General features: G+C 69.8%; 19 protein-coding genes. 8 read left to right on the forward strand and 11 right to left on the reverse strand.

Going from position 1 to position 25,482, the window contains the following annotated elements; all coding sequences use genetic code 11:
- The first annotated feature begins 16 nt into the window (after window positions 1-16).
- Window positions 17-670 (forward strand): ANTAR domain-containing response regulator, encoded by a 654-nt coding sequence (locus tag ABT170_RS02515; protein WP_351863535.1) that lies wholly within the window; start codon window positions 17-19, stop codon window positions 668-670.
- 90 nt (window positions 671-760) lie between these two features.
- Here ABT170_RS02515 and ABT170_RS02520 read toward each other — a convergent pair whose 3' ends face one another.
- From ABT170_RS02520 to ABT170_RS02550, 7 genes are all read right to left on the reverse strand, one after another.
- On the reverse strand, window positions 761-1,477 hold the full coding sequence (locus tag ABT170_RS02520) for an ABC transporter ATP-binding protein (protein ID WP_329942266.1): 717 nt from the start codon (window positions 1,475-1,477) through the stop codon (window positions 761-763).
- On the reverse strand, window positions 1,474-2,391 hold the full coding sequence (locus ABT170_RS02525; protein WP_329942267.1) for an ABC transporter ATP-binding protein: 918 nt from the start codon (window positions 2,389-2,391) through the stop codon (window positions 1,474-1,476). Before ABT170_RS02525 ends, ABT170_RS02520 begins: the two co-directional genes overlap by 4 nt.
- A 5-nt stretch (window positions 2,392-2,396) precedes the next feature.
- Window positions 2,397-4,187, reverse strand: coding sequence for a branched-chain amino acid ABC transporter permease (locus ABT170_RS02530; protein ID WP_351863538.1), 1,791 nt, complete (start codon window positions 4,185-4,187; stop codon window positions 2,397-2,399).
- A gap of 5 nt (window positions 4,188-4,192) precedes the next feature.
- Window positions 4,193-5,122, reverse strand: coding sequence for a branched-chain amino acid ABC transporter permease (locus ABT170_RS02535; protein WP_329942269.1), 930 nt, complete (start codon window positions 5,120-5,122; stop codon window positions 4,193-4,195).
- 105 nt (window positions 5,123-5,227) lie between these two features.
- Window positions 5,228-6,433 (reverse strand): branched-chain amino acid ABC transporter substrate-binding protein, encoded by a 1,206-nt coding sequence (locus ABT170_RS02540; protein WP_351863598.1) that lies wholly within the window; start codon window positions 6,431-6,433, stop codon window positions 5,228-5,230.
- 625 nt (window positions 6,434-7,058) lie between these two features.
- Window positions 7,059-7,529 (reverse strand): PaaI family thioesterase, encoded by a 471-nt coding sequence (locus ABT170_RS02545; RefSeq protein ID WP_329942270.1) that lies wholly within the window; start codon window positions 7,527-7,529, stop codon window positions 7,059-7,061.
- Between the two features lie 96 nt (window positions 7,530-7,625).
- Entirely contained in the window at window positions 7,626-9,899 is a 2,274-nt protein-coding gene (locus ABT170_RS02550) for an FdhF/YdeP family oxidoreductase (protein WP_351863541.1), read from the reverse strand.
- Window positions 9,900-10,060: 161 nt separating this feature from the next.
- On the opposite strand from ABT170_RS02550, the gene polA reads away from it, so the two are divergent.
- Complete coding sequence (gene polA, locus ABT170_RS02555) at window positions 10,061-12,772, forward strand: DNA polymerase I (protein ID WP_329942272.1); 2,712 nt, start codon at window positions 10,061-10,063, stop codon at window positions 12,770-12,772.
- Window positions 12,773-12,828: 56 nt separating this feature from the next.
- Here the strand turns inward: polA and ABT170_RS02560 are convergent, their stop codons facing one another.
- The gene (locus ABT170_RS02560) at window positions 12,829-13,707 is read right to left on the reverse strand and encodes a DUF4184 family protein (RefSeq protein ID WP_351863543.1); all 879 of its coding nucleotides are present in this window, start codon (window positions 13,705-13,707) and stop codon (window positions 12,829-12,831) included.
- A 198-nt stretch (window positions 13,708-13,905) separates the two neighbouring features.
- On the opposite strand from ABT170_RS02560, the gene ABT170_RS02565 reads away from it, so the two are divergent.
- The 3 genes from ABT170_RS02565 (at window position 13,906) to pgfA (ending at window position 17,012) form a co-directional block, all read left to right on the forward strand.
- Window positions 13,906-15,612, forward strand: a complete 1,707-nt coding sequence (locus ABT170_RS02565) for a lytic transglycosylase domain-containing protein (RefSeq protein WP_351863545.1) — start codon at window positions 13,906-13,908, stop codon at window positions 15,610-15,612.
- A gap of 180 nt (window positions 15,613-15,792) precedes the next feature.
- Window positions 15,793-15,930 (forward strand): SPW_0924 family protein, encoded by a 138-nt coding sequence (locus ABT170_RS02570; protein WP_329942415.1) that lies wholly within the window; start codon window positions 15,793-15,795, stop codon window positions 15,928-15,930.
- Window positions 15,931-16,010: 80 nt separating this feature from the next.
- Complete coding sequence (gene pgfA / locus ABT170_RS02575) at window positions 16,011-17,012, forward strand: cell envelope lipid trafficking protein PgfA (protein ID WP_351863547.1); 1,002 nt, start codon at window positions 16,011-16,013, stop codon at window positions 17,010-17,012.
- Here pgfA and hrpB read toward each other — a convergent pair.
- Window positions 16,999-19,497, reverse strand: a complete 2,499-nt coding sequence (hrpB, locus tag ABT170_RS02580; RefSeq protein WP_351863548.1) for an ATP-dependent helicase HrpB — start codon at window positions 19,495-19,497, stop codon at window positions 16,999-17,001. The two genes, pgfA and hrpB, sit on opposite strands and share 14 nt — an antisense overlap.
- A 45-nt stretch (window positions 19,498-19,542) precedes the next feature.
- Complete coding sequence (locus tag ABT170_RS02585) at window positions 19,543-20,355, reverse strand: class I SAM-dependent methyltransferase (RefSeq protein ID WP_329942277.1); 813 nt, start codon at window positions 20,353-20,355, stop codon at window positions 19,543-19,545.
- Window positions 20,356-20,779: 424 nt separating this feature from the next.
- Between ABT170_RS02585 and rpsA the strand changes: the two genes are divergently transcribed.
- On the forward strand, window positions 20,780-22,294 hold the full coding sequence (rpsA, locus tag ABT170_RS02590; RefSeq protein WP_266929749.1) for a 30S ribosomal protein S1: 1,515 nt from the start codon (window positions 20,780-20,782) through the stop codon (window positions 22,292-22,294).
- A 125-nt stretch (window positions 22,295-22,419) separates the two neighbouring features.
- Here rpsA and ABT170_RS02595 read toward each other — a convergent pair whose 3' ends face one another.
- The gene (locus ABT170_RS02595) at window positions 22,420-23,382 is read right to left on the reverse strand and encodes a right-handed parallel beta-helix repeat-containing protein (protein WP_351863551.1); all 963 of its coding nucleotides are present in this window, start codon (window positions 23,380-23,382) and stop codon (window positions 22,420-22,422) included.
- 469 nt (window positions 23,383-23,851) lie between these two features.
- Here ABT170_RS02595 and ABT170_RS02600 point away from each other — a divergent pair, with 469 nt between their 5' ends.
- A complete protein-coding gene (locus ABT170_RS02600; protein ID WP_266929746.1) occupies window positions 23,852-24,790 on the forward strand; it encodes a PAC2 family protein in 939 nt (312 codons plus the stop codon).
- Window positions 24,791-24,822: 32 nt separating this feature from the next.
- Window positions 24,823-25,425, forward strand: a complete 603-nt coding sequence (gene coaE, locus ABT170_RS02605; protein WP_351863553.1) for a dephospho-CoA kinase — start codon at window positions 24,823-24,825, stop codon at window positions 25,423-25,425.
- Window positions 25,426-25,482 lie beyond the last annotated feature (57 nt).

The following is a 25,482-nucleotide window of genomic DNA, read 5'->3' on the forward strand; positions in this document are numbered from 1 at the left end:
TGAATCAAGGAGCCCCGTGACCACCCCCGAGTCGCCCCAGCCCGTAGACGCCGCCGACGACGACAAGTCGCACGTCCCGCCGCTGACGACCCGTGTCGTCATCGCCGAGGACGAGGCTCTGATCCGTCTGGACCTCAAGGAGATGCTGGAGGAGGAGGGCTACTCCGTCGTCGGTGAGGCCGGGGACGGCCAGCAGGCCGTGGAGCTGGCCCGGGAGCACAAGCCGGACCTGGTCATCCTCGATGTGAAGATGCCCGTGCTCGACGGGATCTCCGCGGCGGAGAAGATCGCCGAGGAGTCAATCGCGCCGGTCCTGATGCTCACCGCGTTCTCGCAGCGCGACCTCGTCGAGCGGGCCCGGGACGCCGGGGCGATGGCGTATCTGGTGAAGCCGTTCAGCAAGAGCGACGTGGTGCCGGCCATCGAGATGGCGGTGTCGCGGTTCGCGGAGCTGAAGGCGCTGGAGGGCGAGGTCGCGGACCTGGCGCAGCGGCTGGAGACCCGGAAGCTGGTGGACCGGGCGAAGAGCATTCTGCAGACGGATTACGGGCTGTCCGAGCCGGCGGCTTTCCGGTGGATCCAGAAGACGTCGATGGACCGGCGGCTGTCGATGCAGCAGCTGGCGGAGGCGTTGATCGAGGATGCCGAGGAGAAGAAGGCGGCGGAGTAGCGGTCGCCGTCAGGGTTTGTACGTAGGAGGCCCGCGCCCCGGATCGATCGGGGTGCGGGCCTCCTTCGTGTGTTCGGGGGTGCTGGTGGGTCAGTCCTCGCCGAGGTAGGCCTTGCGGACGGATTCGTCGTGCAGGAGGTCCGGGCCGGTGCCGGAGAGGACGATCTTGCCGACCTCCATGACGTGGCCCTGGTCCGCGAGGGAGAGGGCGGCCTGGGCGTTCTGTTCGACGAGGAGGATCGTGGTGCCCGCGGCCTTGAGTTCGACGATGGTCTCCATGATCTTCTGCATCATGATCGGGGAGAGGCCCATGGAGGGTTCGTCGAGCATGAGCAGTTTGGGCTGGGACATGAGGGCGCGTCCCATGGCGAGCATCTGCTGTTCGCCGCCGGAGAGGGTTCCCGCGGCCTGCTTTCGGCGTTCTCCGAGGATGGGGAAGAGGCTGTAGGCGCGCTGGATATCCTTCTCGATGCCTGCTTTGTCGTTGCGGAGGTAGGCGCCGAGGAGGAGGTTTTCGGTGATCGTCAGCCGGGGGAAGATGTGGCGTCCCTCGGGGGAGTGGGCGATGCCGAGGGAGACGATCTTGTGGGCGGGGATGTTGGTGAGGGGTTTGCCCTCGAAGATGATGCTGCCGCCGAGTGGTTTGAGCAGTCCGGAGAGGGTGCGCAGGGTGGTGGTCTTGCCTGCGCCGTTGGTGCCGATGAGGGTGACGACCTGGCCGGCTTCGACGCTGAAGGAGATGCCCTTGACGGCTTCGATCTTGCCGTAGGCGACGCGGAGGTCCTTGACCTCTAGCAGTGCGGTCATCGGGTGTCCTCCTCCTCGGTGCGGGTGGTGTCGGTCGTGTCGGGTGTGGTCGTGGCTGTTCCGTGTGCTGCGGCTTCGGCTTCGGCCGCTTCGACTTCGGCGGCTTCTTCGGCGCCGGGGGCGCCTTCGAAGGGGGTGCCGAGGTAGGCGGCGACGACGCGTTCGTCGCTCTGGACGACGTCGGCGGTGCCTTCGACGAGTTTTTCGCCCTGGACGAGGACGGCGACGCGGTCGCAGAGGTTGAAGATGAACCGCATGTCGTGCTCGATGACGAGGATGGCGATGCCCTGGTCCCGGATGGCGAAGATGAGTTCTTCGGTGACGCGGGTTTCCTGGGGGTTCATGCCGGCGGTGGGCTCGTCCAGGAGGAGGAGGCCGGGGTCGCTGGCGAGGGCGCGGGCGATTTCCAGTTTGCGCTGGTCTCCGTAGGGGAGGTTGCGCGCGAGGTGGTCGGCCTTGTCCTGGAGTCCGATGAACTCCAGGAGTTCCATGGCGCGTTCGCGGCTGGCGTTCTCGGCCTTCTTGTAGCCGGGGAGGCGCAGGAGGGCGGACCAGAGTCCTTCTTTGGTTCTGGTGTGGCGTCCGACGAGCACGTTTTCCAGGACGGTCATGTTGGCGAAGAGCCGGATGTTCTGGAAGGTGCGGGCGATGCCTGCCTGGGTGACGAGGTGGGGCTTGGGGGGCAGGACGGTGCCTTTGTAGCTGACCTTGCCCTCGGTGGGGACGTAGAGGCCGGTGAGGCAGTTGAAGAAGGTGGTTTTGCCGGCGCCGTTGGGGCCGATGAGGCCGACGATCTCGCCGGTGTTGACGGTGAGGTCGACGTCGCGTACGGCGGTGAGGCCGCCGAAGCGCATGGTGACGCCGCTGGCGTCGAGCACGGTGGTGCTGGTTGTGGTGGTGGTTGTGGTGGTCATGGTGGTCACGCCCCCGCCTTCGTGGTGCCGGCGGCTGTGTCGGTGAGTGGTGTGTCGGGTGGTACGTCGAGTTGGCCGGTCTCGTGGAATTCGAGCTGCTTGCGGCGGTCGGCGACGAGGCCCTCGGGGCGGAAGCGCATCAGGAGGATGAGCGCGAGGCCGAAGAGGAGGAGCTGGTAGTCCTGCATGAACTGCAGCTTGGCCGGGATGAGGTAGAGCAGTGCGGCGCCGACGAGGGGTCCGCTGAGGGTTCCCATGCCGCCGAGGATGACGGCGGCGAGGAGGAAGGCGGAGTTGGGCGGTGCGGATCCGGCGAACTGGTACTGCTCGGGCGTCACGGTGTAGGACACGTGTGCCTGGACGGTTCCGGCGAGTCCGGCGAGGGTGGCGCCGAGGGCGAAGGCGAGCAGTTTGAGCCGGAAGGCGTTGATGCCCATGGCGGTGGCGGCGGTTTCGTCCTCGCGGATGGCGACCCAGGCGCGGCCGATGCGGGATTCGCCGGAGCGGCGGAAGACCATGACGACGACGGCGGTGAAGACGAGCATCAGCAGGTAGTAGTTGGCGGACCTGCCGAGGGTGAAGCCGCCGATGTCGTGGCTGGTTCCGAAGTCGAACCCGAAGAGGTTGAGGTCGGGGATGCTCGGGATGCCCTGTGAGCCGTTGGTGAGGTCCGGGCCGCTGACGCCGTTGAGGGCGTTGACGGTGAGGCGGAAGATCTCTCCGAAGCCGAGGGTGACGATGGCGAGGTAGTCGCCGCGCAGTCGCAGGGTGGGGGCGCCGATGACGACGCCGAAGACGAGTGATGCGGCGGCGCCGGTGAGGACGGCGGCCCAGAAGGGGAACTGGACGCCGATGGGGGAGAGCGGTGAGCCGGATACGAGGGCGGCGGCGTAGGCGCCGACGCCGAGGAAGGCGACGTATCCGAGGTCGAGGAGTCCGGCGAGGCCGACGACGACGTTGAGGCCGAGTGCGACGGTCGCGAAGATGAGGATGTTGGCGCCGATGAGGGCGTATTCCTCGTTCTGCTGGGTGAAGGGGAAGCAGAAGGCTGCGACGAGCGCGGCGGCGAGGGTGACGTTGCGGTGTTTCGTGGTGAGTGCGGTGATGCGGGCGATGAGGCCGGCGCGGTTGAGCGCGGTGAAGCCGAAGGCGACGCTGATCATGAAGCCGATGAAGAGTTCGGCGTATTCGGTGTCGATGCCGTACGTGAAGACGTAGAGGGCGATGCCGAAGGCTCCGGCGATGATCAGGATTTCGGCCCAGGAGGGGAGTTCCTTGGCGCGTGCGGGTGTGGGGGCTCGCAGGCTGTTGCGGAACTGTTCCCAGGGGCTGGGGGTGGTGGTGTGGGTGATGTTCTGGTCGGCGGGGAGGCCGAAGGCGGCGATGACGGCGATGAGTGCGCCGATGCCGCTGATCCAGGCTCCGGGTTCGAGGTTGACGGCGCCGCCGAGTTTCGCGGAGATGGCGCCGATGGTGTAGCCGGTGGTGCCGAGGACGCCGAGTGCGGCGAGTCGGACGGGGCTGTTGGTGCCGCCGGGGGTGAGCCAGCGGAGGCCTTTGAGGCCGTACCCGGAGAGGGTGAGGAGCAGGGTGAGTGCTGCGCCGATGAGGGTGAGGACCTGGAGGCCGCCGGGGTAGCCGGTGACGGTGAGGTCGCCGGGGAACTCGTCGGTCCAGGTCCAGGCGAGGAAGGTGCCGATGAGGGTGACGGCGGCGCCGAGTGTGGTGAGGGCGCGGGCGGTGTTGGTGGGCAGGGGGAGGAGTGCGCCGGTGTGGGGCGTGGTGTTGGTGGTCATCCGTATCACGCCCGATCCGCGACGCGTTCGCCGAGTAGGCCTTGGGGTCGGACGAGGAGGACGATGATGAGGAGGGCGAAGGCCCATACGTCCTTCCAGGCGCCGCCGCCGAAGAGTTCCATGCCGGGGACCTCGCTCATGTAGCCGGTGGCGAGGGCTTCGGCGACGCCGAGTACGACGCCGCCGAGCATGGCGCCGTAGATGTTTCCGATGCCGCCGAGTACGGCTGCGGTGAAGGCTTTGAGGCCCATGATGAAGCCCATGCGGAAGCCGATCTGGCCGTTCTTGAGCCCGTAGGCGACGGCGGCGACGGCGGCGAACGCGGCACCGATGGCGAAGGCCATGACGATGATGCGGTCGGTGTTGATGCCCATGAGCTTGGCGGTGTCGGGGTCCTGCGAGGTGGCTTGCATGCCGCGGCCGGAGCGGGTCTTGGAGACGAAGAGGCCGAGGGCGAGCATGCAGACGGGGGCGGCGATGAGGACGAAGACGTCGCCGCGTTGGATGTTGGCGCCGAGGATCTCGAACGCTTCGCCCTTGAACTGGGGGAAGGAGCGGTCCTTCGTGGCGTCGGGGTACCACATCCAGACTGCCTGCTGGAGGGCGAGGGAGAGTCCGATGGCGGTGATGAGGGGTGCGAGTCGTGGTGCGGTGCGCAGTGGCCGGTAGGCGAATCGTTCGGCGGCCATGCTGATGGCGACGGCGGCGATGATGCCGCCGATGATCATGAGGGGTATCGCAGCTATGAGGGAGAATCCGGACGGAAGCCCGAGGTAGACCGTGAGGGCACCGAAGCCTCCGATCATGAAGATCTCGCCGTGTGCGAAGTTGATGAGCTGGATGATTCCGTAGACCATCGTGTAACCGATCGCGATGAGACCGTACATCGCGCCGAGGATGAGTCCATTGGCCAGCTGTTGCGGCAGTTCGTTCACCGCAGGGCCTCCGTCGAGTGGTTCGGATATGGCACCGCGCGGGAGCGCTCGTAGCGCTCCCGCGCGGTCTGGTTGCTTCGGGGTGACCGGGAGGGGCCTGGTCGGTTAGTTGACTGCCTCGCTGAGCTTGGAGGCCCACTTGCCGCTGGTGACCTGGTAGGCGGTCATCATGGTGTTGGTGGTGTCGCCGTATTCGTCGAAGGAGACGGGGCCGGTGACGCCTTCGAACTTGACCTTGGCCATGGCGGCGAGGACCTTTTCGCGGGCGTTGTCGGGGAGCTTGCCGCCGTTGTCGGCGACGACGATCTTGACGGCTTCGATGATGGACCAGGTGGCGTCGTAGGTGCCGCCGCCGTAGGCCTCGTAGGCGTCCTTGTAGCCGGCCGTCTTGTAGTCCGCGATGAACTTCTTGGCGGATTCGAGTTCTTCGACGGGCTTGCCGACGGAGGTGGCGATGTCGCCTTCGGCCTTCTTGTTGAGCTTGATGAAGTCGGCGCTGTACATGCCGTCGCCGCCCATGAGGGGGATCTTGACGCTGTCCTTGAGCTGCTGGCTCAGGGGTGCGCCGGCGGGGTATTCGCCGCCGTAGTAGACGGCCTTGGCGCTGGTGCCCTTGACCTTGGTGACGACGGAGTTGAAGTCGCGGTCGTCGGGGTTGACGTGGTCGGTGCCGACGATCTTGCCGCCGAGCTCGGTGAACGTCGCCTTGAAGGAGGCGGCGAGGCCGGCGCCGTAGGGCTTCTGGTCGTCGATGAGGTAGACGTCCTTGATCTTCGCGTTGTTGAAGAGGTACTTGGCCGCGAAGGCGCCCTGGATCTGGTCGGTGGTGGAGGTGCGGAAGTACGTGGCGTAGGGGCGCTTCTTGTCGCCGGTCTTCCAGTCGTTGCCCTGGGTCAGCTCGGTGCCGGTGTTGGCGGGGGAGACCTGGGTGAGCTTGGCGTCGTTGAGGGGCTTCTGCATCGACTGGGAGACGCCGGAGTTCAGCGGGCCGACGACGCCGAGGAGTTCTTTGTTGCCGATGAACTTCTGGGCGTTCTGCTGGCCGACGGAGGGCTGGGCCTGGTCGTCGAGCGGCTGGAGCTCGAAGGTGATGCCGGGGACCGTCTTGTCCTTGTTCGCCGTGTTGACGGCGAGGTCGGCGGAGTTCTTGATGCCGAGGCCGAGGGCGGAGAGGTCGCCGGTCAGGGGCGCGTCGACGCCGATGACGACGGTCTGGGTGTCGCCGCCGCTGCTCTTCTTGTCGTCGTCGCGCGACCCGCAGGCGGTGAGCGTCAGTGCTCCGGTGGTGAGCACTGCAGTGAGTATGAGCAAAGAACGGTGTCGCACGAAAGGTCCTTTCCCTGGCGCGGCCTCCTCTGCTTGAGGTGCCGTCCTCGATCGCCGGGCGGTACTGGGTGGTGCGGTACGTGCAGCAGTTGCGCCCGGCGGCGCGGTGACTGGCGGTGACTCTAGGCGTAGGTGTGGAGGTCCGGGATGGGTCGAGTCAGGATGTGACTCTCTTGTTATGCCCTTGAGGAAGGCTTGAGGTGGCTGTGCTGACATGTGCCGTTTTTTCACTGGACGGAGAAGTGACCGCATCATGAGAACGCGCAGCTCTGCTAAGGGGCTTGAACCGATCTTGGTGCTGTCGCGTGGTGTGTGGTGCGGGGGGCGCGAAGGGGCCGGCCGCTGCCGTGGAGGGTGGTGGGAGCGGCCTGTTTTCGCCCTGCCCGAATGTTACGGAGTGTGACATTGGCGGGGAGGTGTCCGCGGGGGCGCCATGGCGGGTGGGCTGCTGAGTGGCTCATGGAACGCCCTTTGGGGTCAAGGGTGTTGACCGAGTGTGTTGGTCAACGACCTTGAAAGGGTGGGGATATGGGTCTGCCCGGCCGGAATGCGCGGGTGCGTTCCGGTCGGGCAGTGGTGTGGTGCGGGGGTGGTCCGCGGCGTTGTGGGGTCAGCCGGCGGTGGGCCGGGGGGCGTCGCGGAGCAGGCAGGTGAGGCGGGCGGTGCAGACCCGCTTGTCCTGTTCGTCGGTGATGACGATCTCGTAGGTGGCGGTGGTGCGTCCGCGGTGTACGGGGGTGGCGACGCCGGTGACGAGGCCGCTGCGGACGCCGCGGTGGTGGGTGCAGTTCAGGTCGACGCCGACGGCGACCTTGGCGGCGCCGCCGTGGAGCATGGTGCCGACGGAGCCGAGGGTTTCGGCGAGGACGGCAGAGGCGCCGCCGTGCAGGAGGCCGTAGGGCTGGGTGTTGCCCTCGACGGGCATGGTGCCGACGACGCGGTCCGCGGAGGCTTCGGTGATGGACACGCCCATGCGCTCGCCGAGGTGTCCGGCGGAGAACAGTGCGGGGAGGTCGACGCCGAGTGCGGCGTACTCGTCGATGACTTCCTGGGGGAACTTCGGGGTGGTCTGCTCGCCCATGGTTCCGGCTCCGATCGTCTGCGCTGGTTCATTGCTGTGTGCACTGTTCTTACCAGACGGCTGAGCGGACGCTTAGGAGGAGGGTGTTCGTGCTCGTCAGCGGGTGTTCTCGAAGCGGACGACGACGGATTTGCTGGCGGGGGTGTTGCTGGTGTCGGCGGTGGCGTCGAGCGGGACGAGCACGTTGGTCTCTGGGTAGTAGGCGGCGGCGCAGCCGCGTGCGGTGGGGTAGTGGACGATGCGGAAGCCTTCGGCGCGGCGTTCGGTGCCGTCCTTGCCTTCGCTGACGAGGTCGGTGTGGGCGCCGTCGGGGAGGCCGAGGGTGTGTGCGTCGTCGGGGTGGACCATGACGATGCGGCGGCCGCCCTTGATGCCTCGGTAGCGGTCGTCGAGGCCGTAGATGGTGGTGTTGTACTGGTCGTGGGAGCGCAGGGTCTGCAACAGCAGTCTGCCTTCGGGGAGTTCGGGGTATTCGACGGGGGCCGCGGTGAAGTTGGCGCGGCCGGTGGCGGTGGGGAAGCGGCGTTCGTCGCGGGGGGCGTGGGGGAGGGTGAAGCCGCCGGGGTGGGCGATGCGGGTGTTGAAGTCCTCGAAGCCGGGGACGACGCGGGAGATGTGGTCGCGGATGGTGCCGTAGTCGTTCTCGAAGGCTTCCCACCGGGTGCGGGATCCGGGTCCGAGGACGGCGCGGGCGAGGCGGGCGATGATGGCGGGTTCGGAGAGCAGGTGGGGGCCGGCGGGGGTGAGGTTGCCGCGGGAGGCGTGGACCTTGCCCATGGAGTCCTCGACGGTGACGAACTGTCTGCCGCCGGTCTGGGTGTCCTTGTCGGTGCGGCCGAGGGTGGGCAGGATCAGGGCGCGGGTGCCGGTGACGGTGTGCGAGCGGTTGAGTTTGGTGGAGACGTGGACGGTGAGCCGGGCGCGGCGCATGGCGGCTTCGGTGACGGTGGTGTCGGGGGTCGCCGCGACGAAGTTGCCGCCCATGGCGAAGAAGACCTTTGCCTTGCCGTCGCGGAGGGCCTGGATGGATCTGACGACGTCGTAGCCGTGGTCGCGGGGTGAGGTGATCCCGAATTCCTTGTCGAGGGCGTCGAGGAAGGCGGGTGCGGGGCGTTCGAAGATGCCCATGGTGCGGTCGCCCTGGACGTTGGAGTGGCCGCGGACGGGGCAGACTCCGGCGCCGGGGCGGCCGATGTTTCCGCGGAGCAGGAGGAAGTTGACGACTTCGCGGATGGTGGGTACGGAGTGTTTGTGCTGGGTGAGGCCCATGGCCCAGCAGACGATGGTGCGTTTCGAGGCGAGGGTCATGGCGAGGGCCTGCTCGATGGCGGTGCGGTCGAGGCCGGTGGCGGTGAGGGTCTCGTCCCAGTCGGCGGCGCGGGCGGCTTCGGCGAACTCCTCGTATCCGTGGGTGTGTTCGTTGATGAACGCGGTGTCGACGGCGCCTTCGGTCTCCAGGATCATTTTGTTGAGGAGGCGGAAGAGGGCCTGGTCGCCGCCGATCCGGATCTGGAGGAAGAGGTCGTTGAGGGCGACGCCCTTGATCATGCCGGTGGGGGTCTGGGGGTTCTTGAACCGTTCCATGCCGGCTTCCGGCAGTGGATTGACCGAGATGATCTTCGCTCCGGCGGATTTGGCCTTTTCGAGGGCGGAGAGCATCCGGGGGTGGTTGGTCCCGGGGTTCTGTCCGGCGACGATGATCAGGTCGGCCTGGTGGAGGTCTTCGAGGGAGACGCTGCCCTTGCCGACGCCGATGGTCTCCGTGAGCGCGGATCCGGAGGATTCGTGGCACATGTTGGAGCAGTCGGGCAGGTTGTTGGTGCCGAATTCGCGGGCGAGGAGCTGGAGGAGGAACGCGGCCTCGTTGCTGGTGCGGCCGGAGGTGTAGAAGAGCGCTTCGTCGGGGGAGGCGAGTGCCCGGAGTTCTTCGGCGATGACGGCGAAGGCGCGTTCCCAGGTGATGGCCTCGTAGCGGTCGGCGCCTTCGGGCAGGTACATGGGCTGGGTGATGCGGCCCTGCTGGCCGAGCCAGTAGCCGCTGCGGGTGGCGAGGTCGGCGACGGGGTGGGCGGCGAAGAAGGCGGGGGTGACGCGGCGCAGGGTCGCTTCCTCGGCGACGGCCTTCGCCCCGTTCTCGCAGAATTCGGCGGTGTGCCGTTTGTCGCCTTCGGGCCAGGCGCAGCCGGGGCAGTCGAAGCCGTCCTTCTGGTTGACCTTGAGGAGGGTCCGCGCGGTGCGTCGTACGCCCATCTGCTGCTGGGCGGCGCGGAGGGTGTGGGCGATGGCGGGCAGTCCGGCGGCGGAGTGCCGGGCCTCCGTCACGTGCGGGGCGTCCTGGACCGGGTCACCGGTCGGGGGCTTGCTGGCCATGGTGATCCCCTTCGAGCGCGTTTTCCTCTTTCTCGATCCTGTCATGTACCGGGGGCGGGGCGCGTGGCCGAGGGCCGGGGACTTCGGGGAGGTCGCGGTGGTGGCGCGGGTGGGGCCGTGGCCGGTCCGGATTGTCAGTGGACCGTGGCAGGATCGGGGGCGTGGCTGAGACGGCATCGAAGAAGACGGCAGACAACCGACCGCGCCTGCTCCTGATGGACGGGCACTCCCTGGCGTACCGGGCGTTCTTTGCGCTGCCTGCGGAGAATTTCACGACGGGGGCGGGGCAGCCGACGAATGCCGTGTACGGCTTCGCGTCGATGCTGGCGAACACGTTGCGTGATGAGGCGCCCACGCATTTCGCGGTGGCGTTCGACGTGTCGCGCAAGACGTGGCGTTCGCAGGAGTTCCCGGAGTACAAGGCGAATCGTTCGAAGACGCCCGATGAGTTCAAGGGGCAGGTCGAGCTGATCGGTGAGCTGCTGGACGCGATGCGCGCGGACCGGTTCGCGGTGGACGGTTTCGAGGCGGACGATGTCATCGCGACGCTCGCCACGCAGGCCGAGGCGGCCGGTTTCGAGGTGCTGATCGTCACCGGTGACCGTGATTCGTTCCAGCTGATCACGGACAATGTGACGGTGCTGTATCCGACGAAGGGTGTGTCGGAGCTGACGCGGTTCACCCCGGAGAAGGTCGAGGAGAAGTACGGGCTCACTCCGCGGCAGTATCCGGACTTCGCGGCGCTGCGCGGTGATCCGTCGGACAATCTGCCGGGTATTCCGGGTGTGGGTGAGAAGACGGCCGCGAAGTGGATCAATCAGTTCGGTTCGTTCGCGGAGCTGGTGGAGCGGGCCGAGGAGGTCAAGGGGAAGGCCGGGCAGAATTTCCGGGACCATCTGGACGCGGTGCGGCTGAATCGCCGGCTGACCGAGATGGTGCGGGATGTGGAGCTGCCGAAGGCGCCGGCGGATCTGGAGCGTGCTCCGTACGACCGTACGGCGGTCACCGGGGTGCTGGATGTCCTGGAGATCCGTAATCCGAGCCTGCGTGAGCGGCTGCTGGCCGTCGATCCCGGTGCGGCGGAGGACGAGGGTCCGGCGCCGGCGGCGGGTGTCGAGCTGGACGGGGTGGTGCTGGGGTCGGGGGAGGTCGCCCCGTGGCTGGAGGCGCACGGTGGGCAGCCGCTCGGTGTCGCCACCGCCGATACGTGGGCGCTGGGCAGCGGTGCGGTGACCGAGATCGCGCTCGCGGCGGCGGACGGTGCGGCGGCGTGGCTGGATCCGGCGGAGCTGGACGAGGCCGATGAGCGGGCGTTCGCGGCGTGGATCGCGGATCCGGCGCGGCCGAAGGTCATGCACAACGCGAAGAGCGCGATGCGGGTGTTTCCCGAGCACGGCTGGCAGGTCGGGGGTGTCACGATGGACACCGCGCTGGCGGCGTATCTGGTGAAGCCCGGCCGTCGTTCCTTCGCGCTGGACGCGCTGGCGGTGGAGTATCTGGGGCGGGAGCTGGCCCCGGCCGCCGCGGGTGACGGTCAGCTGGCGTTCGGTGCCGATGACCGGGCGGAGGCCGATGCGCTGATGTCGCAGGCGCGGGCCGTTCTGGATCTCGGTGACGCGTTCGGGGTGCGGCTGAAGGAGGTCGGCGCGGCCGAGCTGCTGCATGACATGGAGCTGCCGACGTCGGTGCTGCTGGCCCGGCTGGAGCGGCACGGTATCGCCGCGGACCGGGCGCATCTGGAGGGTATGGAGCAGCAGTTCGCGGCCGCGGTGCAGCAGGCGGTGAAGGAGGCGCACGCGGCGGTGGGCCGTGAGTTCAATCTCGGGTCGCCCAAGCAGCTTCAGGAGGTTCTCTTCGGCGAGCTGGGTCTGCCGAAGACGAAGAAGACGAAGACGGGTTACACCACGGACGCGGACGCGCTGGCCTGGCTGGCGGGTCAGACCGAGCACGAGCTGCCGGTGATCATGCTGCGTCATCGTGAGCAGGCGAAGCTGCGGGTCACGGTCGAGGGTCTGATCAAGACGATCGCGGCGGACGGCCGCATCCACACCACGTTCAATCAGACGGTGGCGGCGACCGGCAGGCTTTCGTCGACCGATCCGAATCTGCAGAACATTCCCGTCCGTACGGACGAGGGGCGGGCGATCCGCCGCGGTTTCGTCGTCGGTGAGGGCTTCGAGACCCTGATGACGGCGGACTACAGCCAGATCGAGCTGCGGGTGATGGCGCATCTGTCGCGGGACGCCGGGCTGATCGAGGCGTTCACGTCGGGGGAGGACCTGCATACGACGGTCGCCTCGCAGGTGTTCGGCGTCGACAAGTCGGCCGTCGATCCGGAGATGCGCCGCAAGATCAAGGCGATGTCGTACGGGCTGGCGTACGGGCTCTCCGCGTTCGGTCTCTCGCAGCAGCTGAACATCGAGGCCGGTGAGGCCCGCGGTCTGATGGACACCTACTTCGAGCGGTTCGGCGGGGTGCGGGACTATCTGCACCGTGTGGTGGAGGAGGCCAGGGCCACGGGGTACACGGAGACGGTCTTCGGCCGCCGCCGTTATCTCCCCGACCTGAACAGTGACAACCGTCAGCGCCGTGAGATGGCGGAGCGCATGGCGCTCAACGCGCCGATCCAGGGGACGGCCGCCGACATCGTGAAGGTCGCGATGCTGCAGGTGGACCGGGCGCTGACCGAGGCGCGTCTGACGTCGAGGATGCTGCTCCAGGTCCATGACGAAATCGTCCTGGAGATCGCGAAGGGGGAGCGGGAGCGGGTCGAGGAGATCCTGCGTCATGAGATGTCCACGGCGGTGGAGCTGCGCGCGCCGCTGGATGTGTCGGTGGGTGTGGGCAGGGACTGGGAGTCCGCGGCGCACTGAGCGGGCGGCTGTCGGCCGGTAGGGGCGGGTCCGTGTCCGGCGGGGGCCCGCCCCGTTCAGTGGGCGCGCTCCGGGGTGTGGGGGGAGTCCGGGAGCGGTGTCCGCGGGTCCGGGCCGGCCGGAGGGTGTTGCGCGCCGCGCTTCCGCAGCCGCATCCACACCCCGTACAGGAGCAGTCCGGCCGCCAGCCCGGCCCCGGCGCCGAAGCACGCGGTCGGGATGATGTCGAGGGGTGTCTCGACCTGCCCGAAGTGGGCGTACCAGCGGGCGCACCGGTGGAGGATGCCGAGCAGTACGCAGAGGGTGAGCAGGCCGCCGGCGTACCACCGTTCGCGCCGGCCGAGTACAGGGACGGACGCCGGTGCCGGGCCGGGTTCGGTGCGGCGCAGCGCGGTGACGGTGAACCAGGCGAGCAGTGTGAGGGCCACCGCCGAACTGCCGTACTGGACGATCTGGAAGACGGGGTGGCCGCCGACGCTCCGGCTGAGTACGGGGACGAGTTCGGTGCCCCATCGGCTGTGATGGGTGAACGCGTCCCATACGACGTGGCTGCCCGCGCCGATCACCGCGGACACGGTGAACCACAGCGCGGCCCGCGGTCCGAGGGTTTCGCGGTTCCGGCGCCGCCCGGTGACGAAGGTGTGGACGCGTGCCTGCCGGGCGGCGGGCAGGAGTGCCACCAGGGGTTCGCGCAGCAGCAGCCACACCGCGACCAGGATCGCGGTGATCAGTACGTCCACGGTGAACACGCCCAGGACGCCGTGTGTCACGTCGCCGAACTCCATCGCGCCCGGGATCGCCGTGTCCGCGTAATAGGTGATGTCGGGTGCGAACGAACCGGCGACGAGCGCGGAGGCGAACAGAGGCCCGCGGGCGGTCCCGTCGCGCCGCATTCCCGGGAGTACGGCGGCGGCATGACTGAGCGTGAACGGCATGCGGGCAAGTATGCGCGAAGCTTTCACACGGTCCCCGGCCGTGTCCGCGGCCTCCTGGGCCACTTGTCGTCAGCAACGTGAGAAAACAGTAAGAACCGGTCAGTGCCAGGTGTTCGGGCGTGATGAGTTGCCGTAGGGTCGCCTGAGTCCTCGCGCTGGGGAGCGCGAGCAGCCGTCGACGGGGAGGGACCAGGACATATGGCAGCGCAATTCGGCCGACGACTGCGCAGGGGGGCCACGACCACCGCGGTGGCGGCCGCCGCCGTGGCGGCGCTCTCGGCCTCGCAGGCGGCCCCCGTCGCGTCGCCGGCCGACACCGCGGGCGGTGGTGACCAGAAGACGGCCGGTGCGGAGTCCGGCGACAGCGCGGCCACCGGCAACTCGCCGTACTACACGGACCTTCCGCCCCTGGTCACGCCCGACAAGCCCGGCGCGTCCAGCAATCTGCCGATGACCGGAACCGCGGAATCGGGCATACCGGCCTCGATCCTGGCCGCGTACAAGCAGGCCGAGGAGACCGTCGCGGGCACCGACGCCGCCTGCCGTCTGCCGTGGCAGCTCCTCGCGGCGATCGGCAAGGTCGAGTCCGGTCAGGCCCGTGGCGGCCGGGTCGACGCGAACGGCACCACCCTCTCCCCGATCCTCGGCCCGGCTCTCAACGGGCAGGGGTTCGCGCTGATCAAGGACACGGACGGCGGGGCGTACGACGGTGACGCCGCGCACGACCGTGCGGTCGGCCCGATGCAGTTCATCCCGTCGACCTGGGCCACCTGGGGCCAGGACGCCAACGCGGACGGCCGCAAGGACCCCAACAACATCTACGACGCGGCGCTCGCCGCCGGGCGTTACCTCTGCGCCGGGAGCCGTGACCTGGCGCTCGCCGCCGATCTGGACCGTGCGGTGCTGAGCTACAACCACTCGCGGGAGTACCTGCGTACGGTGCGCTCCTGGTTCGCGTACTACCAGCGCGGCACCCATGAGGTCCCCGACGGCACCGGCGCCCTCCCGGACGGCCCGAGCAGTGGTTCCGGTCCCTCGCCGAGCCCGAGCCCGACGCCGACCCCGCCCGGCTCCGGTGGCACGAGTCCGTCCAAGCCGGGCGGTGGCTCCGGCGGTACGAAGCCCAAACCGCCCACCACGCCGCCCACGACCCCGACGCCCAAGCCCACGCCGGACCAGACGCTCGGCAGCCTGGAGAACGCGGGCACCGGCCCGCTGAACGCCATGGCCGGCGAGGCGTTCGCCGAGCGGATCTCGGTGCGGGCCAGGAACGCCCTCGGTGCCCCGTTCGCCAAGGTGCCCGTCACCTTCACCATCACCGGTGACACCGACACCCGTTTCGCGGGCGGCAGGACCACCGTCAAGGTGGCCACCGGAGCCGATGGCACCGCCACCGCGCCGGAGCTGAAGGCGGGGGAGAGGACCGGCGAGTTCAAGGTGACGGTCACGGCCGGCACCGGCAAGCCGCGCGTCCTCACCTACGCGGCGGGCGTCACCGCCCGGCAGGCCGACAGGATCGTCCGGACCGGCGACAAGGCGCTCGTCGCCGCGCCCGGCGCGGAGTTCGCGGACGCCGTCGAGGTCAGGGCGACGTACAAGGACGCGGTCGCCGGCGGGGTCGCGGTCACCGCCACGATGATCACGGACGACGAGAAGCCCGTCGAGAACGGCAAGGGCCCGTACTTCAAGGACGCGGACGGCAGGACGGTCCGTACCCTCGCGGACCTGAGGACCGGCGCCGACGGCCTCCTGAAGCTCCCGAAGATCTACGCCGACGACACCGCGGGGACCTACAGGCTGCGGCTCACCACCGAGGGCGGCGCCACGGTCGTCATCGAGCTGACGGTCGAAGCGGCGCCGACGGCCCCGCCCGCCACAACGGCCCCGCCGACCCCGGCGGCCTGACCCCGCGGCACACCGGGCGGACGCGTCGAGCGGCCCGCCCGGTACCGCACCGAACAGCCCCTTCGCCGGCATCCGGTGAAGGGGCTGTTGTACGTGTTCTCATCTCGCGCCCCGGTTGCTACGGTGCCCCAGCCCTGGCTGACGCTCCATCAGATGCCTGAGATCCCCGGGAGGCCGACCATGCGTGCCCTCGTCGCCGCCGCCATCGGACTGGCCGCCGCCCTCGCGCTCGTGTTCACCGTCGTCGCGGTCGGCGCGCCGCCCGGGGAGACGTCGCCCAAGCCTCTGCTGACCACGGTCCCGGGCCCCAAGAAGTAGCCGGAGCGCGGCGGGGGGAACGAGCCGATCCGCAACGAACCGGAACGAACCGGAACGAAAAGCTGAGGGAGGACTCCATCATGCGCCGCCGAGCCGGCCTCGTACTCCTGGCCTTCGCCGTCTTCTTCGCCGCCATGTCACCGCTGCTGCGCTGGTACGCCTTCCCCCGGCTGGCGAAGATCCCGCCGAGCCAGTACCAGGAGACGGTCCTGGAGGCCAAGCCCGCCACCCTTCTCGACTACACCACCCTGAAGGCCAAGAAGGTCGACAAGGTCACCATCGTCCAGACCCTCAAGGGCAACGTCGAGGAGTCCGAGAGGATCGAGCGCAGCGTCGGACGCGATGTCGTCGTCTGGGACGCGCTCTCCTACATCCAGGGCCCCGACGGCAAGACGGTCTCCCAGATCCCCGAGCGCTACATCTTCGACGCCCACACCCAGGCCCCCGTCAACGCCACCGGCGAGATGGTCGACGGCGACCCGGTCCGGCGCACCGGCATCGAGTTCAAGTGGCCCTTCCTCACAGAGAAGCGCGACTACGAGTACTTCGACGCGCAGACCCGTACGTCCTCGCCCATCCACTACAAGGGCACCCGGACGTTCCGCGGCATGGAGGTCTACTACTTCGAGCAGACCATCCCCTGGACCAAGGTCCCCATGCCGCAGAAGATGCCGATCGAGGACATCACCGCCGAGCAGGTCGCCGGCACGGGCATGACCCGCTGGTACTCCACCACACGCATGTTCTGGATCGACCCGGTCACCGGCGCGCCCGTCAACGGGGAGGAGATCCACAAGGAGGAGATGCGCGACGCGAAGAAGATGGGCATGCCCCAGGACACCGTCACCGCGTTCGCCGGGCACGTGAAGATGCGCGAGGACTACATCGTCGCCGTCGTCGACCAGGTCAAGTCCCAGCGCCTGCTGATCCTGCTCCTCACCAGCTATCTGCCCCGGGGCTTCCTGACCCTGGCCGCCGGCTTCCTCGCGCTCTCCCTGTGGCTGGAGGCCCGCTCCCGCAGGCGCCCCGGCGGACCGGCGGACGCCGGACCCGCGCCCGGCCCGGTGCCTACTCCCGCCTGAGCCGCGCCGAGGTGAACCGGGTCGCCTCCACCGTCGTCGGGTCCTCGGGCCATGGGTGCCTGGGGTACCGGCCGCGCAGCTCCGCCCGTACGGCGCGGTAGCCCTCCCGCCAGAACGACGCCAGGTCCGCGGTGACGGCCGCCGGGCGCCCGGCGGGGGAGAGCAGATGCACCAGGACCGGCACCCCGGCCACCCTCGGCGTCTCCCGCAGCCCGAACAGCTCCTGGAGCTTCACCGCCAGTACGGGCTGGTCGCCGCCGTACTCCACCCGGATCCGCGAACCGCTCGGCACCTCGATCCGCTCCGGCGCCAGCTCGTCGAGCCGGGCCGCCTCACCGGACGCCCAGGGCAGCAGCCGCCGCACGGCCTGCCCCGCGTCGATCCGGGCCAGGTCCGCACGGCGCCGGGCCCGCGACAGCTCGGGCTCCAGCCACTCACCGGTACGCGCCAGCAGGGCCTCGTCCGACACGTCCGGCCACGGCGTCCCCCGCACCCGGTGCACGAACGCGAGCCGCAGCCGCAACTGCTCACCGTCCCGGGTCCACCGCAGCAGCCCGAGCCCCTCCCTGCGCAGCCCCTCCACCAGGGCCCCGCGCACCAGCTCCGGTTCCGGGGCCCTCAGCGGCCGCACCGCCAGCTCCACGGCCCCCAGCCGGTCCACGGAACGCGCCACCACATCACCCTCCACCCAGCGGACCTCCTCGCCGCGGAACCGCAGATGCCCCGCCGCCAGCCGTGCGGTGTCCTCGTCGACGACGGCGGCCAGCCGCACCCGGGCCGACGCCGCGTGCGCCGGACGGTCCGCGACCGCGACGGCCAGCCACGGGGCGCTGCGCAGCCGGGAACCCTCCCCCAGCTCCGCACCGGTCCCCGACACCATCAGGAACGACCCCTGCCCCCGGGCGCGCGCCACCCGCTCCGGGAACGCCAGCGCCGCCACCAGCCCCGCGGCGGCATCGTCCGAAACCGGCCCCCCGCCCGTGTCCCCCACCGACGACGACAGCCGCCGCACCTCCTGCCGCCAGCGCGCCGCATAGCCGTCGCCGCCCCGCCGCGCGGTACGCAGGGCCGCCGCCAGATCGTCCCCGTACCCCCTGGGCGGCTCCTCGCTCAGCAGCGCCACCACCTCCGCGGCCCGCCGTCCGCCGACCTCCGCAGCACCGTCCAGCAGGGCCCGCGCCAGCCGGGGGTGCAGGCCCAGCCGGGACAGGCGTACGCCCCGTTCGGTGACCCGGCCCTCCCCGTCGACAGCGCCGACGGCCGTCAGCACCTCCCGGGCCGCGCCCATCGCTCCGGCGGGCGGCGGGTCGAGGAGCGCGAGCCCGGTGGCGTCCGGGTCGCCCCAGCACGCCGCCTGGAGGGCGAACGCGGCGAGGTCGGCGACCTTGATCTCCGGGGCCGGGAACCTGGCCAGCCGCCCGTCCTCCGCCTGCTCCCAGCACCGGTACACCGCACCCGGCGCCTCCCGCCCGGCCCTGCCCGCCCGCTGCCGGCCCGCCGCCTGCGAGGCCCGTACGGTCGTCAGGGCGCTCAGCCCGCGCGCATGGTCGGTACGCGGCTCCCTGGCCAGCCCCGAGTCGACGACCACCCGCACGCCCGGCACCGTCAGGGACGACTCCGCCACCGAGGTCGCCAGCACCACCCGGCGGCCCTGCGACGACCCCGCCAGTACCGCGTCCTGCACCGCGGCCGGAGCCCGCCCGTGGACCTGGAGCACCTCCGCGTCCACCCCGGCGAGCTGCCCCGCCACCCGGCCGATCTCGCCGACGCCGGGCAGGAAACACAGCACATCCCCCTCCCGCTCGGCGAGCGCCCGGCGCACCACCGAGGCCACATGCGTCAGCAGCACCGGATCGACCCGCATCCCGTGCGGTGGGCGGACCGGACGCGCCGGCGGCGCCCACACCACTTCCACCGGATGCGCCACCCCCTGGGCCGTCACCACCGGGGCATCGCCCAGCAGCCGTGACCAGCCCTCCGCGTCCGTCGTCGCCGACGCCGCCACCAGCCGGAGATCGGGCCGGATCGCCTCCCGTACGTCGAGCAGGAACGCGGCGACGGTGTCGGCGTCCAGATGCCGCTCGTGGCACTCGTCGATGATCACCGCGTCGACCCCGGCCAGCTCCTGGTCCCGCTGGAGCCGCTGGAGCAGGACACCGGTGGTGACGACCTCCACCGAGGTCGAGGGCCCCACGGCGCGCTCGCCCCGGACGGTGAAGCCGACCCGCCCGCCGGGCCGCTCGCCCAGGAGCCAGGCCATCCGCCGGGCAGCCGCGCGGGCGGCGATCCGGCGCGGCTCGGCGACCACCACCCGGCGCGGCGGGCCGTCGCCGGTCAGCCCGGCCAGGACCAGGGGGACGAGGGTCGTCTTGCCGGTGCCGGGCGGTGCGCAGAGCACCGCGACACCCCGCTCGTCGAGCGCCCGCTCCAGGGCGGGCACAGCGGTGCGTACGGGCAACTGGTCCAGAGCTTCGGTACGGATCACGCCCCCAGTCTCGTACGGGCCGCCGCGCCCGCCCCGGAGCGGGCCTCAGTCCCGTTCGCAGACGAAGACCGCGGTCCCCGGGATCAGGTTCCCGCGCAGCGGCGACCAGCCGCCCCACTCCTGGTTGTTCCAGGCGGGCCATTCCGGTTCCACCAGGTCCACCAGCCGGAAGCCGCCCGCCACCACGTCCCGCACCCGGTCGCCGAGGGTCCGGTGGTGCTCGACGTACACCGCCTCGCCCCGCTCGTCCTGCTCGACATAGGGGACGCGGTCGAAGTAGGAGGCGGCGACCGAGAGGCCCTCGGGGCCCGGCTCGTCCGGGAACGCCCAGCGGATCGGGTGGGTCACCGAGAAGACCCAGCGCCCGCCGGGCCGCAGCACCCGGTGCACCTCGCGGAACACCCGTACCGGATCGGCGACGAACGGCACCGCCCCGTAGGCGGAGCAGGCGAGGTCGAAGGAGCCGTCCCGGAACGGCAGCCTCCCCGCGTCCGCCTCGACCAGCGGGACGCCCCCGCCGATCCGCAGGGCGTGCTGGAGCTGGCGGTGGGACAGGTCCAGCGCCACCGGCCGGGCCCCCTGGCCGGCCAGCCAGCGCGAGCACTGGGCCGCGCCGGCGCCGATCTCCAGGATGTCCAGGCCCTTCAGGGACGGGGAGGGGCCCAGCAGGGCGGCCTCGGCCTCGTCGAGCCCCTCGGGGCCCCAGACGAAGCGGTCGTCCCCGAGGAAGGCCCCGTGGTCGTTCTGGTACTCGTCGGCGTTCCGGTCCCACCAGCCGCGGCTGGCCCGGCTGCTCTCCGATTCCCCCGCGACGCGGCGGGTGGCTTCGGCCTCGGACTCGTGGATCTCTTGGCTCATCGTGCCCGTCGTTGTAGTTTGCCTTCACTCGCCGCACGCGGCAGGTACGTGGGATACCCGTGGGTAACCAGAGGTGTCCGCGGGTACGGACGCGCGTGTGCGAAACCTTGTGGTGCGTGACCGCGGCCGACGCGGCCTCGGGGAACACGAGTTGTGCCGGGTATGGGCCGTTGCGCCCCGGGTGTGCGCCTTCGCGCATTGACCGTGTCCGGCTGCCCCCGTATGCTACAAGTTGCGCTGCGAGCCTGCGCGCTTCAGACCTAGCAGGCCGCGCTCGCATCTGTTGTATGTCCCCTCGGTTGTCGAGGCACCGCCGGTCACGGGTCGGGTGCTTTCCAGGCTGTCCGGTCTTCTGCAGAAGCGATACGGGCTTTCGGCGTAGCAGTACCTACGACTCACTGTCCGTACCGGAGCCCTTTCCCACATGACGAGCAGCACCGAGACCACCGCCACCACTCCGCAGGTTGCGGTCAACGACATCGGCGACGCGGACGCGTTCCTCGCGGCGATCGACGAGACGATCAAGTACTTCAACGACGGCGACATCGTTGACGGTGTCATCGTCAAGGTTGACCGGGACGAGGTTCTCCTCGACATCGGTTACAAGACCGAAGGCGTCATCCCGAGCCGCGAGCTCTCGATCAAGCACGACGTCGACCCGAATGAGGTCGTCAAGGTCGGCGACGAGATCGAGGCCCTGGTTCTCCAGAAGGAGGACAAGGAAGGCCGCCTGATCCTCTCGAAGAAGCGCGCTCAGTACGAGCGTGCCTGGGGCACCATCGAGAAGATCAAGGAAGAAGACGGCATCGTCACCGGTACCGTCATCGAGGTCGTCAAGGGTGGTCTCATCCTCGACATCGGCCTCCGCGGCTTCCTCCCGGCGTCGCTCGTCGAGATGCGTCGTGTCCGCGACCTCCAGCCCTACGTGGGCAAGGAGCTCGAGGCGAAGATCATCGAGCTGGACAAGAACCGCAACAACGTGGTCCTGTCCCGCCGTGCCTGGCTTGAGCAGACCCAGTCGGAGGTTCGCCAGACGTTCCTCACGACCCTGCAGAAGGGTCAGGTCCGCTCCGGCGTCGTCTCCTCGATCGTCAACTTCGGTGCCTTCGTGGACCTGGGTGGCGTCGACGGTCTCGTGCACGTCTCCGAGCTCTCCTGGAAGCACATCGACCACCCCTCCGAGGTTGTCGAGGTCGGCCAGGAGGTCACCGTCGAGGTTCTCGACGTCGACATGGACCGCGAGCGCGTCTCCCTGTCGCTCAAGGCGACGCAGGAAGACCCGTGGCAGCAGTTCGCCCGGACGCACCAGATCGGTCAGGTCGTCCCGGGTAAGGTCACCAAGCTCGTTCCCTTCGGTGCGTTCGTGCGCGTCGACGAGGGCATCGAGGGTCTGGTCCACATCTCCGAGCTGGCCGAGCGCCACGTGGAGATCCCGGAGCAGGTCGTCCAGGTCAACGACGAGATCTTCGTCAAGGTCATCGACATCGACCTCGAGCGCCGTCGCATCAGCCTCTCGCTGAAGCAGGCCAACGAGTCCTTCGGTGGCGACCCGGCCTCGGTCGAGTTCGACCCGACCCTGTACGGCATGGCCGCGTCGTACGACGACCAGGGCAACTACATCTACCCCGAGGGCTTCGACCCCGAGACCAACGACTGGCTCGAGGGCTTCGAGGCTCAGCGCGAGGTCTGGGAGACCCAGTACGCCGAGGCGCAGCAGCGCTTCGAGCAGCACCAGGCCCAGGTCATCAAGTCCCGCGAGGCCGACGAGGCCGCTGCGGCCGAGGGCGCTGCTGCCCCGGCCGGCAGCGCTCCGGCTGCCTCCGGTGGCACCGGTGGCGGCGGCTCGTACTCCTCGGAGTCCGCGGACAACTCCGGCGCCCTGGCGTCGGACGAGGCCCTGGCCGCGCTGCGCGAGAAGCTGGCGGGCGGCCAGAGCTGAGGCTCCGACCCCCTTCCGCTCATCGGCCGCGGTAGAGCTGTAGAGCAGTAAGTGAGGCCCGCTCCCTTCGGGGGGCGGGCCTCACTCGTGTGCCGGGGCGCCGGTGGGCCCCGCGGGCGCGGTGGTTACGGGGTGACGGCGATGTTCGTCAGCCCCTTGCCGCCGGTGACGGTGTTGCTGCTGTGGACGGTGGTCCGGCAGCTCGTGCCGTTGTTGGTGACGTTGATGGCGAGCTGCTTGTCCCCGGAGGCACCGGACAGGTCGGAGGCGTTGTCGCGGAAGACGGTGCCGCAGCCCCAGCCGCTCTGCTGGGTGTGGGTCTCGTAGCCGTTGTTGGTGGTGCGGGAGCCCCTGTTGCCCTCGACCAGGACGTTGTTGCCCTTCACGTCGACCCAGGAGTCGTCGTAGTTGGCGCCGGTCAGCCCCTTGCCGTCGAAGGTGTTGCCGATGATCCTCGCCCCGGTGGTGCCTTCCTTGATGTCGATGCTCTCGCCGCCGACGCCGGGGCCGATGGTGTTGTCGAGGATCTGGGCGTCGTCGCTCCGGTCGGAGAGGTCGCCGGCCGTGCCGACGTACACGCCCTCGCCCATGCCGCGCCCGTCGTGCCCGGTGTCGTAGATCCGGGAGTTCCTGATGACCGCGTTCCTGCTGGACTTGCGGAAGTGGACGCCCTCCATGTCGAGGTCGTGGACGGTCACCGAGTCGATGACGACGCCGTTCGCGGCGTCGGTCATGATGCCCTTCTGGCCGCCGGTCACGGTGATGCCCCGGACGGTCCAGTAGGAGGCGCCGTTGAGGTGCAGCCCGTAGCCGCCGCCCGCGCTGAGGACCGCCTTCGCGGAGCCGGTGAGGGTGATGCGGGAGCCGGAGGTGCCGGGGGTGGTGGCCTTGAAGTTGCCGGTGTACGTACCGTCGGCGAGCCGGATCGTGTCGCCGGGGGAAGCGGCGGTCAGGGCCGACTTGAGCTGGGCGGCGGTGCTGACGTCGATGACGGCCGCGGCGCCGGCCGGACCTGCGGCGGCCAGCGTGAGGCCGCCGGAGACGAGCGCGGCGGCCAGCAGGGCGGTGAGCGAAGTGCGGGTGCGCATGGGGGTGCCTTCCCGTCGGAGGGGGGATTCGCTTCGGTCTCGCACGTTTCCTGGCGTTCCTGAACGTTCCTGAGTGTTCTGGAACGCTTCTGGCTGTTCTTGTACGTGAATATGGAGCGCGTCTATGAACGTGCTGCCCAGTGACGGTAGGGACCGGGGCTGGTCGCGTCAAGGTCTGGACCAGATCCGCGTGTCCGGGGACGGGGCGCTTGGGCCCGCGAAGGGGGGCGTGCCGCGGCGGCGCCCGCCGTATCGGTCAACGGACCACGGGGCGGGGGCACTTGGGGACCGCTCGGCGCCGCGTTTCGGGGACCTTCCGCGGCCCTCCCGGGTTCCGCCCGAGGCCGGCCCCGGGCCTGCGGGGGATCCTCGTACGGACACCGGGGAATGGCGGGGAAAGGTCTCGCGCGGGGAATGCCCGTGCCCGTGGTGGCGTTCTTCCCTAGGAATACGAGGAGGAGCGGTAACCGTGCCTGATCCGCAGAGTTTGTACGAATGGGAGCCGAAGGGCCTGGCAGTCGTCGACATGGCGCTGGCGCAGGAGTCGGCCGGCCTGGTCATGCTCTACCACTTCGACGGATACATCGACGCGGGTGAGACCGGCGAGCAGATCGTCGACGGCCTGCTCGAAACGCTGCCCCATCAGGTCGTGGCCAGATTCGACCACGACCGGCTCGTCGACTACCGCGCACGGCGCCCGCTGCTCACCTTCCGGCGTGACCGCTGGGCCGCGTTCGAGGCCCCGACGCTGGATGTCCGGGTGGTCCAGGACGCCACCGGGGCGCCGTTCCTGCTGCTGTCCGGCCCCGAGCCGGACGTGGAGTGGGAGCGGTTCGCCGCCGCCGTCGAGCAGATCGTCGAGCGCCTCGGTGTCCGGCTCGCCGTCAATTTCCACGGCATCCCCATGGGCGTCCCGCACACCCGCCCCGTCGGCATCACCCCGCACGGCAACCGCACCGACCTCATGCCGGGCCACCGCAGTCCGTTCGACGAGGCGCAGGTTCCCGGTTCCGCCGAGTCGCTCGTCGAGTACCGGCTGATGGAGTCCGGCCACGACGTCCTCGGGGTGGCCACGCATGTGCCGCACTATGTCGCGCGCTCCGCGTACCCGGACGCGGCGCTCACCGCACTGGAGGCGATCACCGCCGCGACGGGTCTCGTCCTGCCGGCCCTCGCGCACTCGCTCCGTACCGAAGCGCACCGCACCCAGACCGAGATCGACCGGCAGATCGGCCAGGGCGACGAGGAACTGGTGTCGCTGGTCGAGGGACTTGAGCACCAGTACGACGCGGTCGCGGGCGCCGAGACGCGGGGCAACCTCGTCGCCGAGCCGGTGGATCTGCCGTCCGCGGACGAGATCGGCCGCGAATTCGAACGGTTCCTCGCCGAACGTGAGGGCGACGCCTGACGGGGCGGGCCGGGGGACGTAGGCTGCGGCCCATGCTGAAAGTGGGCCTGACCGGCGGGATCGGCGCCGGCAAGAGCGAAGTGTCACGGCTGCTCGTCGGATACGGTGCCGTGCTGATCGACGCCGACCGGATCGCGCGTGAGGTCGTCGAGCCCGGGACCCCCGGACTCGCGGCCGTCGTCGACGCCTTCGGTCCCGGCATCCTCCACGCCGACGGCACCCTGGACCGGCCCGCTCTCGGCGCGGTCGTCTTCGCCGACGCGGACCGCCTGGCCGCACTCAACGCGATCGTCCATCCCCTGGTCGGCGCCCGCTCCGCCGAGCTGGAACGGGCGGCGGGCCGGGACGCCGTCGTCATCCACGACGTCCCCCTCCTCACCGAGAACGGCCTGGCCCCGCTCTACGACCTGGTCGTCGTCGTGGACGCCGCCCCCACGACGCAGCTCGACCGGCTCGTACGGCTGCGCGGTATGACGGAGGCCGACGCCCGCGCCCGGATGGCCGCTCAGGCGACCCGCGAGGAGCGCAGGGCCATCGCCGATCTGATCGTCGACAACGACGGACCGCTGGAGGCGCTGGAGCCCCAGGTCCGCGAGGTGTGGGCCGAACTGACACGGCGGGCCGCGGCCCGCTGAGGCGGAATACCGCGGCCCGTACGGGTGTTGGGGAACTCGCGAGCGAAGGGAAGGACA

It is taken from the genome of Streptomyces sp. NPDC001787, assembly GCF_040297465.1.
Lineage (GTDB): Bacteria > Actinomycetota > Actinomycetes > Streptomycetales > Streptomycetaceae > Streptomyces.

What these genes read in the sequence shown, in the direction of transcription:
- ABT170_RS02595 (WP_351863551.1), bottom strand. Translation starts at nt 23,382, where the DNA reads ATGCGCACCCGCACTTCGCTCACCGCCCTGCTGGCCGCCGCGCTCGTC.
- ABT170_RS02550 (WP_351863541.1), bottom strand. Translation starts at nt 9,899, where the DNA reads ATGGCCAGCAAGCCCCCGACCGGTGACCCGGTCCAGGACGCCCCGCAC.
- ABT170_RS02545 (WP_329942270.1), bottom strand. Translation starts at nt 7,529, where the DNA reads ATGGGCGAGCAGACCACCCCGAAGTTCCCCCAGGAAGTCATCGACGAG.
- ABT170_RS02565 (WP_351863545.1), top strand. Translation starts at nt 13,906, where the DNA reads ATGGCAGCGCAATTCGGCCGACGACTGCGCAGGGGGGCCACGACCACC.
- coaE (WP_351863553.1), top strand. Translation starts at nt 24,823, where the DNA reads ATGCTGAAAGTGGGCCTGACCGGCGGGATCGGCGCCGGCAAGAGCGAA.
- ABT170_RS02560 (WP_351863543.1), bottom strand. Translation starts at nt 13,707, where the DNA reads ATGCCGTTCACGCTCAGTCATGCCGCCGCCGTACTCCCGGGAATGCGG.
- ABT170_RS02530 (WP_351863538.1), bottom strand. Translation starts at nt 4,187, where the DNA reads ATGACCACCAACACCACGCCCCACACCGGCGCACTCCTCCCCCTGCCC.
- ABT170_RS02585 (WP_329942277.1), bottom strand. Translation starts at nt 20,355, where the DNA reads ATGAGCCAAGAGATCCACGAGTCCGAGGCCGAAGCCACCCGCCGCGTC.
- ABT170_RS02520 (WP_329942266.1), bottom strand. Translation starts at nt 1,477, where the DNA reads ATGACCGCACTGCTAGAGGTCAAGGACCTCCGCGTCGCCTACGGCAAG.
- rpsA (WP_266929749.1), top strand. Translation starts at nt 20,780, where the DNA reads ATGACGAGCAGCACCGAGACCACCGCCACCACTCCGCAGGTTGCGGTC.
- ABT170_RS02570 (WP_329942415.1), top strand. Translation starts at nt 15,793, where the DNA reads ATGCGTGCCCTCGTCGCCGCCGCCATCGGACTGGCCGCCGCCCTCGCG.
- ABT170_RS02525 (WP_329942267.1), bottom strand. Translation starts at nt 2,391, where the DNA reads ATGACCACCACAACCACCACCACAACCAGCACCACCGTGCTCGACGCC.
- pgfA (WP_351863547.1), top strand. Translation starts at nt 16,011, where the DNA reads ATGCGCCGCCGAGCCGGCCTCGTACTCCTGGCCTTCGCCGTCTTCTTC.